General features: G+C 46.3%; 11 protein-coding genes. 6 read left to right on the top strand and 5 right to left on the bottom strand.

What is annotated here, in order from left to right; genetic code table 11:
- Positions 1-55 precede the first annotated feature (55 nt).
- Complete coding sequence (locus ACYVD4_RS07100; RefSeq protein WP_460943855.1) at positions 56-1,438, top strand: L-serine ammonia-lyase; 1,383 nt, start codon at positions 56-58, stop codon at positions 1,436-1,438.
- 103 nt (positions 1,439-1,541) lie between these two features.
- On the opposite strand, the gene ACYVD4_RS07095 is transcribed toward ACYVD4_RS07100, so the two are convergent.
- Positions 1,542-1,748, bottom strand: a complete 207-nt coding sequence (locus ACYVD4_RS07095; RefSeq protein ID WP_460943853.1) for a hypothetical protein — start codon at positions 1,746-1,748, stop codon at positions 1,542-1,544.
- A 155-nt stretch (positions 1,749-1,903) separates the two neighbouring features.
- On the opposite strand from ACYVD4_RS07095, the gene ACYVD4_RS07090 reads away from it, so the two are divergent.
- A complete protein-coding gene (locus ACYVD4_RS07090; protein ID WP_460943851.1) occupies positions 1,904-2,986 on the top strand; it encodes an AI-2E family transporter in 1,083 nt (360 codons plus the stop codon).
- Positions 2,987-3,059: 73 nt separating this feature from the next.
- On the opposite strand, the gene ACYVD4_RS07085 is transcribed toward ACYVD4_RS07090, so the two are convergent.
- From ACYVD4_RS07085 to ACYVD4_RS07075, 3 genes are all read right to left on the bottom strand, one after another.
- On the bottom strand, positions 3,060-5,570 hold the full coding sequence (locus ACYVD4_RS07085; protein WP_460943849.1) for a PspC domain-containing protein: 2,511 nt from the start codon (positions 5,568-5,570) through the stop codon (positions 3,060-3,062).
- Positions 5,571-5,590: 20 nt separating this feature from the next.
- A complete protein-coding gene (locus ACYVD4_RS07080; RefSeq protein WP_460943847.1) occupies positions 5,591-5,998 on the bottom strand; it encodes a PadR family transcriptional regulator in 408 nt (135 codons plus the stop codon).
- Between the two features lie 689 nt (positions 5,999-6,687).
- Entirely contained in the window at positions 6,688-8,091 is a 1,404-nt protein-coding gene (locus ACYVD4_RS07075; protein ID WP_460943845.1) for an apiosidase-like domain-containing protein, read from the bottom strand.
- A 227-nt stretch (positions 8,092-8,318) separates the two neighbouring features.
- Here ACYVD4_RS07075 and ACYVD4_RS07070 point away from each other — a divergent pair, with 227 nt between their 5' ends.
- From ACYVD4_RS07070 to ACYVD4_RS07055, 4 genes are all read left to right on the top strand, one after another.
- Positions 8,319-9,272, top strand: a complete 954-nt coding sequence (locus ACYVD4_RS07070; protein WP_460943843.1) for a DUF4886 domain-containing protein — start codon at positions 8,319-8,321, stop codon at positions 9,270-9,272.
- Positions 9,273-9,375: 103 nt separating this feature from the next.
- Positions 9,376-10,248: a CE1 family esterase gene (locus ACYVD4_RS07065; RefSeq protein WP_460943840.1), complete on the top strand. Its 873-nt coding sequence runs from the start codon at positions 9,376-9,378 to the stop codon at positions 10,246-10,248.
- A gap of 69 nt (positions 10,249-10,317) precedes the next feature.
- Positions 10,318-13,755: a putative type IX secretion system sortase PorU2 gene (gene porU2, locus ACYVD4_RS07060; protein WP_460943838.1), complete on the top strand. Its 3,438-nt coding sequence runs from the start codon at positions 10,318-10,320 to the stop codon at positions 13,753-13,755.
- Positions 13,752-14,975, top strand: a complete 1,224-nt coding sequence (locus ACYVD4_RS07055; RefSeq protein WP_460943836.1) for a hypothetical protein — start codon at positions 13,752-13,754, stop codon at positions 14,973-14,975. The genes porU2 and ACYVD4_RS07055 overlap by 4 nt, the downstream gene beginning before the upstream one ends.
- Here the strand turns inward: ACYVD4_RS07055 and ACYVD4_RS07050 are convergent.
- A complete protein-coding gene (locus tag ACYVD4_RS07050; protein WP_460943834.1) occupies positions 14,956-15,618 on the bottom strand; it encodes a thiamine diphosphokinase in 663 nt (220 codons plus the stop codon). The two genes, ACYVD4_RS07055 and ACYVD4_RS07050, sit on opposite strands and share 20 nt — an antisense overlap.
- Positions 15,619-15,643 lie beyond the last annotated feature (25 nt).

Genomic DNA, 15,643 nt, shown 5'->3' with positions numbered 1-15,643 from the left:
GTCACGTGTAGACCATCCACACGGATACGTTAATCTTACCTATTCTTTCATCAACATGAACACTACACCCATCACAACTTCCGTCTTCGACTTATTTAAAGTCGGGCCGGGGCCATCCAGTTCGCATACTATTGGCCCAATGAAAGCCGCTTTTGATTTTCGTCAACGGCTCAACCAACTCCCTTCGAGTATTCAGCAAAAAGCTGACAGTCTGCATGTTCGACTTTTTGGCTCTTTAAGTGCGACAGGCAAAGGACATGGAACCGATCGGGCTGTTGTGGCTGGCCTCCTTGGCTGGCAACCCGAAACTACCGACCCTGATGCTATGAACAAGTTACTACGTGACCCTGCTGTTACGTATCCCGTTCCGGTTGGCGACCGAATGCTGGAAGTTGGCGTGCCGCAAATTCATTTCGAGAAAAAACGGTACGATTCGCCTTATGCCAACACGATGGTACTTCAACTTGTGGCGGAGAATCAGGTGCTGGCCGAAGAAGAATATTATTCGATTGGCGGTGGTTTTATCATCCGTAAAGGCGAACCCGATGCTGATGCTAGTACACGTAGCGTTCCGTTTCCGTACAGTAGTATGGCCGAACTGAAGGACCAGCTTACAATAAATAATCTGACACTCGACGACCTGCTGATGGCCAACGAGATGGCCTTAACCGGACGTAGCAAAGCCGATGTTAACCAACGTATCGATCAGATTCTGGAATTTATGCACAAGGCCGTTCGGCGCGGTTTACGTCATAAAGGTACATTGCCCGGCTCTATAAAGCTCAGTCGTAAAGCACCGATCCTGTTCCAGCAAGCCAAAGGAATGAGTCAGTCGTCTGATAGTTTTTTGATTTTCCTGAACGCTTACTGTCTGGCTGCTTCTGAAGAGAATGCGGCTGGAGGCATTGTGGTTACGGCTCCTACATCGGGCGCATCGGGCGTGATTCCGGGGCTGACATACCTGGCCAAACATCACTTTCACTACGATCGCGCTACGTTGCGGGCAGGTATGCTAGCGGCAGCGGCCATTGGTTTTCTGGTAAAGCATAATGCCAGCATTTCAGGAGCTGAAATGGGATGCATGGGCGAAATTGGCACGGCTTCAGCAATGGGAGCGGCTTTTCTGACTCGCTGCGCTCAAGACATACCCAATATTAGTCCTATTGAAGCAGCGGCAGAAATCGGTATTGAACATCATCTGGGCATGACCTGCGACCCTATCGGCGGCTATGTCCAGATTCCCTGTATTGAACGTAACGCTATGGGAGCAGTAAAAGCCTACAACGCTTTTTTGCTGGCAACCTCAGGAGCCGCATCGTTCCAGAAAATTTCGCTCGATGCAGTGGTGAAAGTTATGAAAGCCACCGGACGCGATATGTCTACGAAGTACAAGGAAACATCAGAAGCCGGTTTAGCTTTAAGTGCCACCGAATGTTAAAAAAAAACGACTGAATGGCCAACATCAGTCGTTTTTTTTCTTGTGTACGGCCAAGGCATTCCCGTTTACTAATGCCCGCAAAATTCACACCAAATGTTGTTGGTCAGAACGGAATTAATCGCTTAAAGAAGCGTATACCTAGGTATGTATACGGTACAACCAGCATTGTTTCCACAATGGTTTGAAGGCTGTTTTGCGGGTAAAAACCTCCTTTGATGTGCTCTACCCAATGAATCAGAATAGTCCAGTACCAGATAAACATAACGAGTCCTCCGGTAGCAAATATCACAAAAAGTAAAATTTTACGCATAAGCTCCGATGGTTTCATAAAGTGCAACATATAGTTCATATAAAAACGATAATCATGCCTAACTAACTTACGGAAAGGCAAGACACTTTATCAATCGGCTTAAACAATTCGGGGGCCTTATCAGGTTTTAATGCATATTTCCAATTAAATCATACATGACCAATATTTATACACCCCAGCAACAACGTGTTCTGCTCATTACGAGTCTGCTTATCATTGCCGGGTTCATCATTTTTGGATTAAGCGGTTACTTTTCTGCCTTTCTGGGAGCGGGAATTCTCTATGTGGTTTTTCGACCGTGGTTTACCGCACTGGCCATCAAGCGCAAATGGAATCGTTCGCTGGTTACATCGCTGCTGATTGTATTTGCGTTCGTGGTGATCATCATGCCGTTTTTAACGCTGAGTCTGATGCTGATCGGCCGGATTCAATACTATAGCCAGCATACCGACGATATCATGAAGCTGGTAAAACATGCCGAAGATTTGATTGGCTATCAAATAACCAGCCCGCAAAATATTAAAACGATAGCCCAGCAGGCTGGCTCGTATGCCAGTCGTTTGTTGCCATCTATTGCCGGTGGTGCGCTTGATTTCATTGTCATTATCGGCCTGATGTTCTTTGCAATGTATTTCATGTTTGTGCAGCAGGAGTCGTTTACGAAAGGCCTACAGAAATACCTTCCTTTTAAACGGGAGACGCAAAAAGAGCTGGCTGAATCACTGAAAAATAATGTTAACGCTAACGTATTGGGTCAGGCATTGGTTAGTCTGGTTCAAGGAGTGCTAACGGGAATTACGCTCTGGGCTTTTGGTGTACCTGATTCAGGCTTCTGGGGAACAGTTGCGTTTTTCATGGCCTTCATTCCGATTTTGGGTACGCCGATTGTTTGGGCTCCTGCCGGCCTGATTCAATTATCGCAGGGCAACACAGGGCAGGGCGTCGGTATTTTGCTCGTAGGGGCAATTGTTATCATCAATATTGATAATCTGCTACGTATCGTACTTGCGAGACGTATGGGCGATATTCACCCGCTTATCACGTTGACAGGTATTGTGTTGGGAGTACCTATTTTTGGTATTTTAGGCTTGGTTGTTGGGCCGTTGCTTCTCTCCTATTTCATTGTTCTGATTCAGGTTTTCGAGCAGGAAAATAAACAACTTGAGAAGGAAGCGGCTTTAGCAGACCAAGAAGTTGAACAGGAAGCCGTACAAACAAAAAAAGAGCGAAAGAATTAAAGAGTGAAAGAGCGAAAGTGGCAACAACGCCAAACTTTCGCTCTTTCACTCTTTAATTCTTTCGCTCTTTAACCTACTGCCGGGTTACTTTGCTCGCGCCTGAGGTTTCTGAATCCAGCGTGCCGACATGTCCTAAATCGGCATGACTGGCGCCTTTGGCATCGACAGAAGCTTTATCTATACTCATCGAAGTAGCTTCCAGCTTACATGCCCCGCTTAATTCAGCATCCAGTTGATTGGCACGACCACGTAGCACGACGTTCGAAGCCCCAGACAGGTCGAGATTCAGTTTGTCTACATCGCCATCGAACACTGTCCGGCAGGCGCCACTCATACTAACACTCAGCTTATTGTAGCGTTCGAAACCCGTCAGGCTCGCTTTCGAAGCACCTGACATGTCAAGTTCTTCTATGGCTTTAGGAACTGTGATGGTTAGACCAATGCGCTTGCGATTGTTCCAGTCGAAAATTCCGCCACGACGGTCAAATTTCACTTCGAGCTTACTACCGTTTACCCGAACATCCATATCGCTCATATCATCTTCACGACCGTCGGCAACCACTTTATACGTATCGCCCTTGCGGAAACGTACCACAAACGCACCACTCACGTCTACTTTCGAGAATTCGCTAACGTTGAACTGACGGGTATGCGAACCAATCCGGTCGAAATCATCGCCAAGTTCGTGCGCCAACGCATCCTGAACGTCGTCAGTCAAATCCGTTACGTCGTCATCTTCGTCATTATAATCCCGATCTTTTTCGCGTGGATAGTTGATACAGATCAGTTTATCTTCTTTTGTGAATTTCCAGATGCTACGTTCCATCCGATCCATCTCTTTCTCCCCGAATGTTTCATTACGTACAAAGCGAGCAAATTCCTGGGTCATACGGAATGGTTTTTCGTAAGGAATCATCAGGTCCATATCCAGATCCTGCGCCCTGAAGCGTGCCCCTGAAACTAATTCCATGGTTTCATCAAATCTTACGGTAGAATCTTTGATAGTGTACACATACTTGATCTTACGGGCGTTTTTCTGTGCTTCGGTGCGAGTGCTCCCCTGCGCCCGGAAATACTGAACCAGATTCAGGCTTGTGCCACTGTATCCTTTCATATCGATGGTTGGCCGCCAGTTGTCGTCGTTTTCAACATCGTTCATAGCGAAGGTTGGAACCGGAGCCGCTACGTTCAGTACTTTCGTTTCTTCGACTGTGCCCCGGCGCTGGAAACTGCTGATGAACGGGGTAACAGTGCCTCCAAATACAATTAGACTTACCAGCCAAACACCTCCTACCGTTAGCGCCGTACCGCTGCTAATTACGCTTCGCATCGTAATTAGCATAATTCCCAGAATGGCCAGCCCAAAGGCAGGAATCAGGCAAACTAATAATCCGGCTAGAATCATCGGTGCAGATACGTCATCCCGAATCATTCCGATGGGGAGATTGCCCAGATGCGCGCCAGATTCAAAGCCGATAAATGCACCCGCTACAGCTAAACAGGCAACCATCATGGAGAAAGCAATCAGCAGCATCAATACGCCCGCAAAAACCCGAATCACCGCCAGTACACCCGTCATGAATGGGCCTAATGCCCGACCTAAACCACCAATAATTGTTGCAATGGCCCGGAACGGGAACAACAGGATACGGGTCAATGTGCTTTCGTTATTAGGCGACTCATTGATGTTCAGATTCTGTTTGATGCTGTTTTCGATGTTGGTCAACGTAATAGGTTGTCCCTGCATCTCCATCTTTTCGGTCAGCGTATTTGCCTGAGGAGCAATCATCCAAAGAACGATGTATAGCAGAAAACCAACGCCAAAGAGCACAATGCCCAGTACAAACAACAACCGAATTACGCCCGTATCGACCCCGAAATAAGCGGCAATACCCGAAGCAACGCCACCTAATACTTTATCTTCAGGGTTGCGAAAGAATTTTTTTACCGTTTTGTCCTCTTCAATGGTCATTACGCCGGGCAATGCGATCCACATGGCTATGTAAACGATGAACGTGAAGCCCGAAATTCCGGCTCCGAACTCTTGACCAATCGGTGGCAAGGCTAGAAAAAGCGTCAGGAAAATCAACCGTACCCATACTACGTCCATGTTGAAGTAGTGTGCCAAGCCTGCGCAAACTCCACCCAATGTTTTCCGACGTATATCGCGTACCAACCGGCGTGGTTCAAAGTTAGTGCTTTGGGCATGTGGCATGGGGTTGCTCGATGATCCCTGAAACTCCGAGCCCCGAGGCCCCTGCCCTGTGCCCGTTGCCGAGTTGCGGCCACCGCTGGTTACCAGAACTTCTTCTTCTTCAACTGCTTCAAAGTCAGCTACAGTACCCATAGCGGCTGTTAGCTCGTTAACATCTTCAAGCGAAACAGCTTGTTTATCAGCCGCTTTTAATTTAGCCAGTAATTTCTCCGCAATCCGATTCTCGATGTCGGTAACAATCTCCTGACTATCTTCGTAGGTTGAAAAATATTGCTGAACTGTAGTCAGGTAACTCTTCAGTTTGTCGTAGCCATCCTCTTCAATATGGAAGATGACGCCACTAATATTTATGCTTATGGTCTTTTTCATGGCTATTGAGAAGGTGTAGGTTAAGAGTTGGCCGATGGCGCAGTTGGGTCAGATAAAGGCGTAACGGGTGTTGAGCCATTAGCTGGTTTTTTATGCTGCTCGGCTCTTCCAACAATTGCATTAACCGAATCAGAGAGTTCAAGCCAGGTTTCGTTCAATGCTTCGAGTGAGTTGCGACCCAGCTCGGTCAACAGATAGTACTTTCTTGGCGGCCCAGACGTCGATTCTACCCATTTATAATCGAGCAGACCGGCATTTTTCAATCGGGTTAGCAGCGGGTACAACGTACCCTCCACAACCATGATTCGGGCGGAGGTCAGCTCGTCGAGCATATCGGAGGCATATACTTCGCCCCGCGATATGATGTGCAGAATGCAGAACTCCAGAATGCCCTTCCGCATTTGCACTTGAGCGTTTTCGATATTCATGTTTTCGTTAGATGAAAGAGTGACCTTGCGAATGAGTTGTGTCTGTAATGTGGTGAAATCGAACCAAGTAATGTTACGTACTCAGTTACTACACTAGCGGCCAGATTCTTCACTCGTTCGCTAATTAATACATCAAAGGTAGCATAAGGTACTATGCGATGCAAGGTACCCTGTTTGTTTTACATCATTTTCCGTATGGATGGCAAAAAACTGGGGATGAGTGGTTATCAGCTACAAATCAATACACTAATCAGACAATCTGCGCCACAATGTATACGTTCTTTAAGCAACATCGTCGGGCAAACGATTGAGTAACGGGCGGTTGATTTCAGCACATTTTCCCGAAATAATATGGATAATTCACAACAATTGCACCTAAACAATACGTTACTAACGCGAACGACTAATACGCTGTCTCATGATGATGCTTGAACAATGCTCTCCTCTTGAACAACAGGTTATCCGATTGTTGTGGTGCCAACCCAACCACCGGGCGTCTCATCTGTCGATCCTTGATAGGTCTGCTCATGATTCGTTCTCCATGACGAAAGCCATCTGGAATCTGGAACAAGCTGGGGTAATTTGTTTGATACAATCAGAAAATGAACCAATTCTTATGCAACTCAGCCCGGTTATTGCCCAACAATTAAGGCAATAATACGTATCGCTTCTTCGCTCCTTCTTACACGTCAGCGTTTGCTACGTCCCGGTACTGGTAGTTTTAACCCGTTGTCATCACAAACGACAACCCAATCATCTTCAGAAGGCGGAGTTATTCCAAATTTTTCGCGAGCTTCGGCTACACCTATACGTAGTGCCTCACCCGTACGTGGATTGAACCAGTGCATATTCACCGGTTTACCAATCATTTTCTGAAGATTCAGATAGATGGTTCGGTTACCTTTTGGAATATATATAATGTAACTACTATTATCTGATGCTTTGGCGGCACAGATATAATCCAACTCACCGAAATTGCCTCGACCCGACAAAATGATTTCATTGCTTTGATCGGGCACTAACTTTTCCCAAGCCCGCGACTCGTAAAGGCGAAAACAAGCCGCCACCTGTTTCATACCCGTTGTACTCATCAGAGGTTTCCAGTTTTTGAACCAGTAGCTAGCATTCCCGATTTCGCCAGCACTGAACGAAGTGCCTTTGCAACCGGTCAGAAAGCCTTCATACATCTTCCGTCGAATCCACTGATGATTCTCATTGTCAGCGTAATGCGGGCTATCATGTTCGTAACTCAAGTCTAGCTGCATTATCATTTTTCCTTTCGCATACTGCGCCAGTTCTGCTTTATACTGCGGTCCTTTTTCCATAAGGATAGACTCAGTCCAGACGTATTCTCCGTTGATATCCATAATCCCGCCGAAAACAGGGTGATCTGTAGACCAGCTCATACCCAAATTCATATCGAAATGGCCTGACCACAAATGATTAGTATCCACTGATTTTACACCCTGAATCAGGTTTGTTACGTAGGGTTGTAAATCGCCTTCGGCATTGTTATCACCACCAGCAACCCACATTATGTTAGGCGTGTTTTGGTAACGTTTGCCCAAAAACTCACCGTATTTTTTCATTTTCAACGTATCGTTTTTTGTACCTTTTATTTCATCCCACCAACCTTGCGACGGATCGGTTCGGTAGCCGAGATAAACGGGCAATGCCATCACGAAAAAGCCTTTTTCTTCGGCCATTTTGAAAAAGCGGTCTACATGCTGAAAGTAAACTTCATTTGGCGTTGAGAAATCCCACTTTAGGGTTAACGGCGAAATGCCCTGCCAATAAGGCGGATTACCACCCATTTGCGAAGGCGCATTACTCAGCACAGACACCAGTACGGTATTGAATCCTTTCAGGCTTAGGCTATCTAAAAAAGCACTTTCGTCCCTTTCGGTTAACGCCTGTATAGCTCCCCAGGCCGAATACTCTTTAATCAGAAACGGCTGGTTGTTTCGGTCAACGAGATAGCGTTTATTTTCGCTAAGCCGCAATGGAAATAACACCGATTGCTGGGCTTTACTTTGACTAAACCCAGCGATTGCAAATAGAATGACCAACAATTGCAACAGCAGGATGCGCATGGTTGCCTGATTTGTTAAAGAATGGTACCCATTAGAAATGGTTAAAAATGACGTCGATTTTGGCCACTACGTTCTATTTTCGCAGATTAATCCCGTTTCGTTTCATAGTTAGGTCAGGGATAATCAGCCTCGGAGCATTAAAGACCCGAACAAGGCGTCTTTAACGTATTAATTCAGTAATCACTAAAAGGAGCATTCACAACCTGACTTACTTTAACCTACCTGTTATGAACCAGTACCGCCGATTGGGGCAACCTGTTTTTCTTTTCTTCTTCTTTTTCTACACAATCACTACGTTCGCTCAGTCTAAATCGACGTTACGTCTGTTTATGATTGGCAACAGTTTTTCTCAGAATGCGTCTCGCTATCTCCCGCAGTTGAGCAAGGAAGGAGGTCATGAGCTTATAATTGGTCGGGCAGAAATCGGCGGGAGCTCGTTGCAGCGGCACTGGGGCCATGCTGAAGCATTCGAAAAAAATCCAGACGATCCCAACGGCAAACCATACGGCGGAAAATCGTTAAAAGAATTACTGTCAACAGGCGTGTGGGACGTAGTGACCATTCAGCAAAGCTCAATCAACTCCGGCGATGTCGATACGTATCGGCCTTACGCTCAGAAGTTGTATGAGTACGTTCATGCATTACAGCCAACGGCAACCGTCGTTTTTCATGAAACCTGGGCCTATCGTTCCGACTCAAAAGATTTCAGTCGGATTGCACCGGGCGATTCTGCTAAAAACGCTGAGCAGATGTGGGAAAAGTTGAGAACAGCGTACCAAACCGTAGCCAATGAATTAGCGATGCCTGTTATTCCGAATGGCGATGCATTTTGGCAGATGACAGCAAAACCCAAATGGGCTTATCACAAAGACACCAGCTTTGATCCACGAAATGCCAAAGCACCCAATCTGCCGGATCAGACAAATTCGCTGCACGTAGGCTATCGTTGGGACGACAAGGGGAAACTAGCATTTGACTCGCATCACGCTAATGCCGCAGGTTGTTATTTGGGTGGGCTCGTCTGGTATGGCTTTCTGTTTAATGAGTCGCCGGTTAAGCTCCGTTTCAAGCCAGAAGAGGTTTCTGAAGATTTTGCAAAGCAGCTAAAAAAGACGGCCTGGAAAACGGTAAAACGAGAACACAAAAAAGCAAAGTACACCTGGGCAGGAATTCAAAAGTAAGCGACTTAACCTAGTTATCGCTACGTTAAGTAATAAGACCCAAACAGCCAAAGCCTGTTTGGGTCTTATTAGCAATCAGTTCACGAATAAGTTAATTTTACTAATGACCTTTCAACGCTACGTTCTCTTTATCGTTTTTACCTTATTGGCCACAACAACATATAGCCAGTTACTCTCCGATTCACTCCTGATTGAAGGCCATTATCGTAGCTTTCATTACGCAAAACCGGCCCAGACAAATGCGAGTCTGGTGTTTGTGATGCATGGTTCGGGGGGCAACGGCGAAGGCATTCGAAAAGGAGCCGGAAAATTTGAAGCTATCGCCCCAACCGAAAATATTCTGCTGGTTTATCCGGATGGCTATAAACGCTATTGGAACGAATGCCGGAAAACGGCCCAATCGGCGGCTAATCTGGAGAATATCAACGAGAACGCATTCTTTGAGGAGATGATACGTTATTTCGAAAAACGATACCAGATCGACTCTAAGAAGATTTTCGCGGTTGGTACGTCGGGGGGTGGGCACATGGCCTATAAACTAGGCTTAACCATGCCAGACCGTTTTCGGGCTATAACGGCGCTTATTGCCAATCTTCCGGATACCAATAATTTCGACTGTATTGAAAAACGGATTGCGCTTCCTGTAATGATTGTCAACGGCACTGCCGATCAAACAAATCCATACGGTGGTGGCGAAGTCCGAACGGGCAACATCAGTCTTGGTCTGGTTCGCTCGACCGACCGAACCTTTCAATACTGGTCTGAACTGGCAGGATATAAAGGAAGTCCGAAGAAAACGCTGCTGCCTGATACCGACCCGTCTGATGGCAAAACGATTGAAAAATATACCTTCAAAGAAAAAGGTAAGCCCGAAATTACCTTGCTTAAGGTGCTTAATGGCCAGCACAATAACCCCGGCGATATTGATGTGTATCTCGAAGCATGGGCATTTTTCAAAAGACAATTAACAAACTGATACGTATCAGTCCGATACAAATATACCCTTTGTCACGTCTTAGTATGTATACGTTAACTAAACTAAGACGTGACAAGCCTTTTCCTTGGTCTCAAAAATACTCCTGCCACACAACGTAGCACTACTACGTTTGTCTATGCATACGCCATTCTTGGCGTCCTTATTACTCTTTTCTCCTTTATTAGTGCCTCGGCACAATCCCTATCGAACGACCCTGACCCGACGCGCTGGATTAGTTATTCGCAGAACTATTACAAAATTCCAATTGCAAAGGCTGGCCTTTATCGCATCACTACTTCTGAACTTCAGCGAGCGGGGATTCCGATTCAACAGATAAATCCGGTTACGATTCAATTAGTTCATCGGGGTGTCGAGCAGGCTATTTATGTGGAAGGTGAAAATGATCAACGATTCGACGCAACCGATTTTCTGGAGTTTTACGGACGAGGTAACGATGGTATACAGGATTCACTTCTCTATGAACCTACTACTGCTCAACCACATACGTACTATAGCTTATTCAGCGACACAACGGCTTATTTTCTGACATGGCGACTTGATAACAAACCCGGCAAACGAATGCAGGCTTATACCGACACAACGTATGCCGGGCTTCAGCCAGAACCATATCATTGGGAAGAAGAGCTTCGCGTTTTTACCGATACGTATCCAGCCGGTACGATTTATCCGCTGGGAGCTGGTTATGGCAATGGGTCCATTTTAAGCAACTATGATACAGGTGAGGGATGGACTGGGCCAGTAGTAACCGCTGGAAACCGATTTGACCAGATGTTTTCGCTAACAAATTTCAGTCATGCAACCGATTCTAGTGGCTCGCAGATTCGCCCTAAAGCTAGTTATCTACTCGTCGGACGTAGTGCCAGATTGCACCGGATCGCCTGCCTCGCGGGTTCATCTATCACCTCACTTCAGCCGCTCGATACCGCGCATTTTTCAGATTATCGTTCGCTACGTATCGACACAGAAATTGATGGAAACGCCATTTCTTCATCAGGTTCGCTGGTATTATCGGCACAACCGAACGAAATCGGTGAAGAAATTTCGGTTTCGTATCTGAAACTACGTTATCCGCAACGTACTGATCTGACAGGGAAATCGCAGAAGTTGTTCCACCTACGTAGCAATGTCAATGGTCGTTCGTGGTTAAATATTGCGAATACGCCGGCCAACACCCGTCTGTTCGATATTAGCGACTCAGGTAATCCGATTCGAATTCAAATCTCTCCAGTAGCTCAACAATGGAAAGGTGTAATACGGAACAGTCAGTCTGAACGAACATTGTTAGCTACCAATCAACCCATGAAGGTACCGGCCATTCGACCCGTTACGTTCCGAAAATTCGCTACATCGAACGCAAACTTCCTCATAATTACCCATCCACTCTTACAGCAACCCGCTGGAAACGAAGCAAATCCAATTCAGGCGTATGCCGCTTATCGTGCCTCAGAAGCGGGTGGCCGATTCGATACGTTGACGGTGAACATAAGCCAATTAGTTGACCAATTTAGTTATGGCGAACGGCATCCGCTGGCAATCAGACGGTTTGCGGATTATATGCTACGAAGTGGCAACAGTCGGCCAAAATTCTTGTTTCTAGTCGGTCAATCACTCGATCCACAAAGCATTCGCAAACTGGCCAATGGTGAGTTACTCGATATGGTTCCTAATGCAGGATGGCCCGGTTCAGATATAGCGCTTGTAGAAGGGTTGCAAGATGAACCTGCCCACGTACCCGCTCTAGCTATTGGCCGACTCAACGCCAGTCAGTCGCAACAGGTACTGGATTATTTGACTAAAGTAAAATCGCACGAAAACACATCCGAACCAGCACTCTGGCGCAAAAATAGCCTACATCTGAGTGGTGGACGTAGCGTTTCTGAGCTTAAACAGTTTCGCCAGTTCATCGACGATTTTACCCAAACAATGCAAACGAGCTACGTTGGCGCTCGTGTAACAACGCTCTCTAAACAAACCGACAATCCTGTTGAAGTGCTACCTATTACAGATCTTGTGAATCAGGGAGTTGGTATGATTAGCCTTTTCGGACATTCGGGGTTAGATGTTGCCGATGTTGATATTGGATTTGTGAGCAATGATTTACGCAATTACCGGAATAAAGGACGATACCCGTTTTTACTAGTCAATGGTTGCGCATCCGGGAATGTCTATTTTGGTCGGCCAACATTCGGAAACGACTGGATTTTGACGCCAGATCGGGGTGCGGTGCTTTTTCTGGCGCATACCTATAACGGTTTTGTGGAGCCTTTAAAACGCTACTCCGACCAGCTTTACGCTCTGCTGGCCGATAGTCAGTACGTATCAAAACCAATCGGCGTTATTCAGCAGGAAACCATCCGTCGTTTTCTTAAAGCAAACACCTCTGTTTACGACGTCACAACGGCGCAGCAAATGACCTTGCAGGGCGATCCAGCCATTCGTGTGTTTCCTTTTTCAATGCCAGACGTAGCGTTTGAATTGGGTAGTTTGCAACGAGTAGAAAATCAGGCCGATTCAGTACGTTTATCGGGCGTGGTTGTGAACTATGGTCGTGCTACGTATCGGCCCCTCACGCTACGTATCCGGCATTACAAAAGCAACGGCCAACTCATTCACGAACAAGCATTTACCCATAAAACTCCATTCTATGCCGATACGTTGAACTGGGCATTCCCGGCGTTACGTAACAACACCGATACTACGTATTTTGAGTTGGTTCTCGACCCCGATAATCAAATTCCTGAAACGAACGAAATGAATAATTCAGCCGTATTGAGTTCGGCAAATTCGGTTCAGAAACCTCCTTTTGTGCCCGATGTGATTGCCCCAATTCTTGACGTAGCATTCGATGGGAAACGCATTAGCAATGGCGAACTCGTTTCGGCTCAACCCATTATTGACATATTACTTCAGGATGAAAATAAGCGTCTGGTACGCACCGACACTGTTGGACTAGAACTTTACGTACAACCGCCCTGTGTTACGTTACCCTGTCCCTATGAACGGCTTAATTTACGTGAAAGTAATATCCAACGAACTGTAACTGAATCCGTTAATTCATTTCGATTTAGCTATCAACCTCGTTCTCCATTACCCGACGGGCAGTATACGTTGGCTGTTGCAGGTAGCGATTTGAGTGGCAATCGGGCGGCAATGTATCAGATTCGTTTTCGGGTTAGAAACGCTTTAGAACTAATGACTGTTGGCGTTTATCCCAATCCATTTAGTCAGTGGACTCGTTTTTTTACCACCATATCGGGGGATGCTTCATCAAAGCCAGTAACACTACGTATCACCGATTTATCTGGAAAACTCGTGCGAACATTTCAGGAAGTTACGCGAATTGGCCTCAACGAATGGTATTGGGATGGCACGTCTGACTCGGGCATACTTTTACCTGCGGGCGTGTATCTCTATACGTTCACGGGCTCTGACATACCCATAGCCAGTTCCGTATCGCTGACCGGTAGAATTCTGCTGACTCGATGAAAGGGAAAACGTTGGTATGGTCAATTTTTGCAGGAATTTGTTTACTGGTAACAGGCATATCGTGGTTCCACCCAACTCATTGTAGAAGCATTGATTCTGGCTATTACCTGCAATCGGCAGAGAATATACTGGCAGGCCTAGGTTATTCCGTTCAGGAAAATGGGCGATTTGTCTGGAATAGCACATTTCCCATAGGCTATTCACTACTGATCGCTACGTTGTCGGGTTTGCTTGGCGTTCCCGTTCTGGTAGGGTCAAAACTGATGAACCTTATTGCGATAGGTTTCTCGGTCTGGCGGTGGTCGAATCGGTTGGATGTTTACCGAGCCAGTTGGCTTCTTTCAGTTTGGCTGCTGGGCAGTTTTCTAAAAATTGCGGCTTATACGTGGTCTGAAACCGTATTTCTGGTTTTGCTGGCCGAGTGGATCTGGGCCATTCTTCAGCTTTTGCATCACACATCACTACGTAGTACTGTACTACTTTTTGGTATCGGCTGTGCTATGTTTCTGGTTCGCTACGTTGGCGGATTTGTGTTTGGTTTGACAGGCTTGCTTGCTATTTTATTTTGGATTTTTCCGTTACGACTCCAAAGCAAAATGGGCGGAATCAATGCTAAACTGGCATCGAAATGGTTATTCCTGAATACCTTTTTGGGCGTCGTAGCGATGGCCTTTTATTTCTGGCATAATCAGACACTTTCCGGCACTTACTTTGGTGGAGAACGTTTTTTCCCAACTGAATCAGGGCATGAACTGTCCAAACTTTTTACCTGTTCGCTTTTCAACGAATTTTTGCTCATCCGGGATTTTACAGCATCCAGAAACAACACCCTTGCCTGGATTGGTCTGCTTAGTCAAGCTGTACTTTTCGGTCTGTTTTATCGAACATTATCCCTATGTAGTGCAACGTGGCAACGTAGTGATCGTAATCCGCTCATTTTTTTATTTACTCTGGCAGGCGTTACGTATCTACTGGTACTCTTCACACTACGTTCAGTAAGTCCGTTCGATGGGCCAAATCTGCGGTTGATGGCTCCGTTTACGTTCTGTCTGTTACAGGCTTTTCTGTTTTGGCTGGGCAATTCGCCGATGTTTGTTCAGAAAAAAGTAAGGGTGTTCTGGCTGATACTGGTTCTGAGTTCGTGGCTACAATTGGTGCCTCAGCCCATTTTACTACGTTCTATTCAGTTCGTTGGCCTGATCAGTCCCAGCACTCCATAAGTAGCAAATCGCCGGTTTGGGCTTCGATTCTGACAAAACCATCCTGTTCGGCTTCGTTGCTGCTTCCGGTTCTGTAGCCAATCGTCAGTGTTTCGTCGTAGAGATTGTACTTCAGACCTTGGGTTCGAATGCCCGTTACGGTGCCAACCGGAATCAGCGAGAGTATAGCCCCCGCTTCGTACCATTTTTCGAAGCGGCCAACCAATGGGAAAATCTTCGAATAATCGTCGAGCATAACAATCCGAATCTGGTCTTTGTAGCGCACAATATTGGTCATATTGGTCAGGCTATGATCGGCCCGCCGGCCGGTTGCCCAGATGATGTTAACCGCCGGATAACCCTGCTCGATCAGGAATTCAATTCCTTTTTCCAGATCCGTTTTCGACTGGTCGGGTGTGTGAATGATATCCAGCGGAAATTGCTGTTCCCGAATTGAATCTAAATCGAGCGCGCGGTCGAAATCACCTAGCAATACGTCTACTTTAATACCCAGCTCAAAAACCCGCCAGATTGCCCGGTCAAGAACAACCACAGTAGGGCTCCATTCGAGCAATTGCCCAATTAGTTCGGGCTGACAGGCTTCGCCATTGGCAATAAGTAACGCTGGCTCCTGCTTTTCACGAACAATATGATGCGATGACATTCTTTACAAATAGCTAATAACTCGG

The organism is Spirosoma daeguense (assembly GCF_054776875.1).
This window is presented reverse-complemented; position numbering and strand designations above follow the sequence as displayed.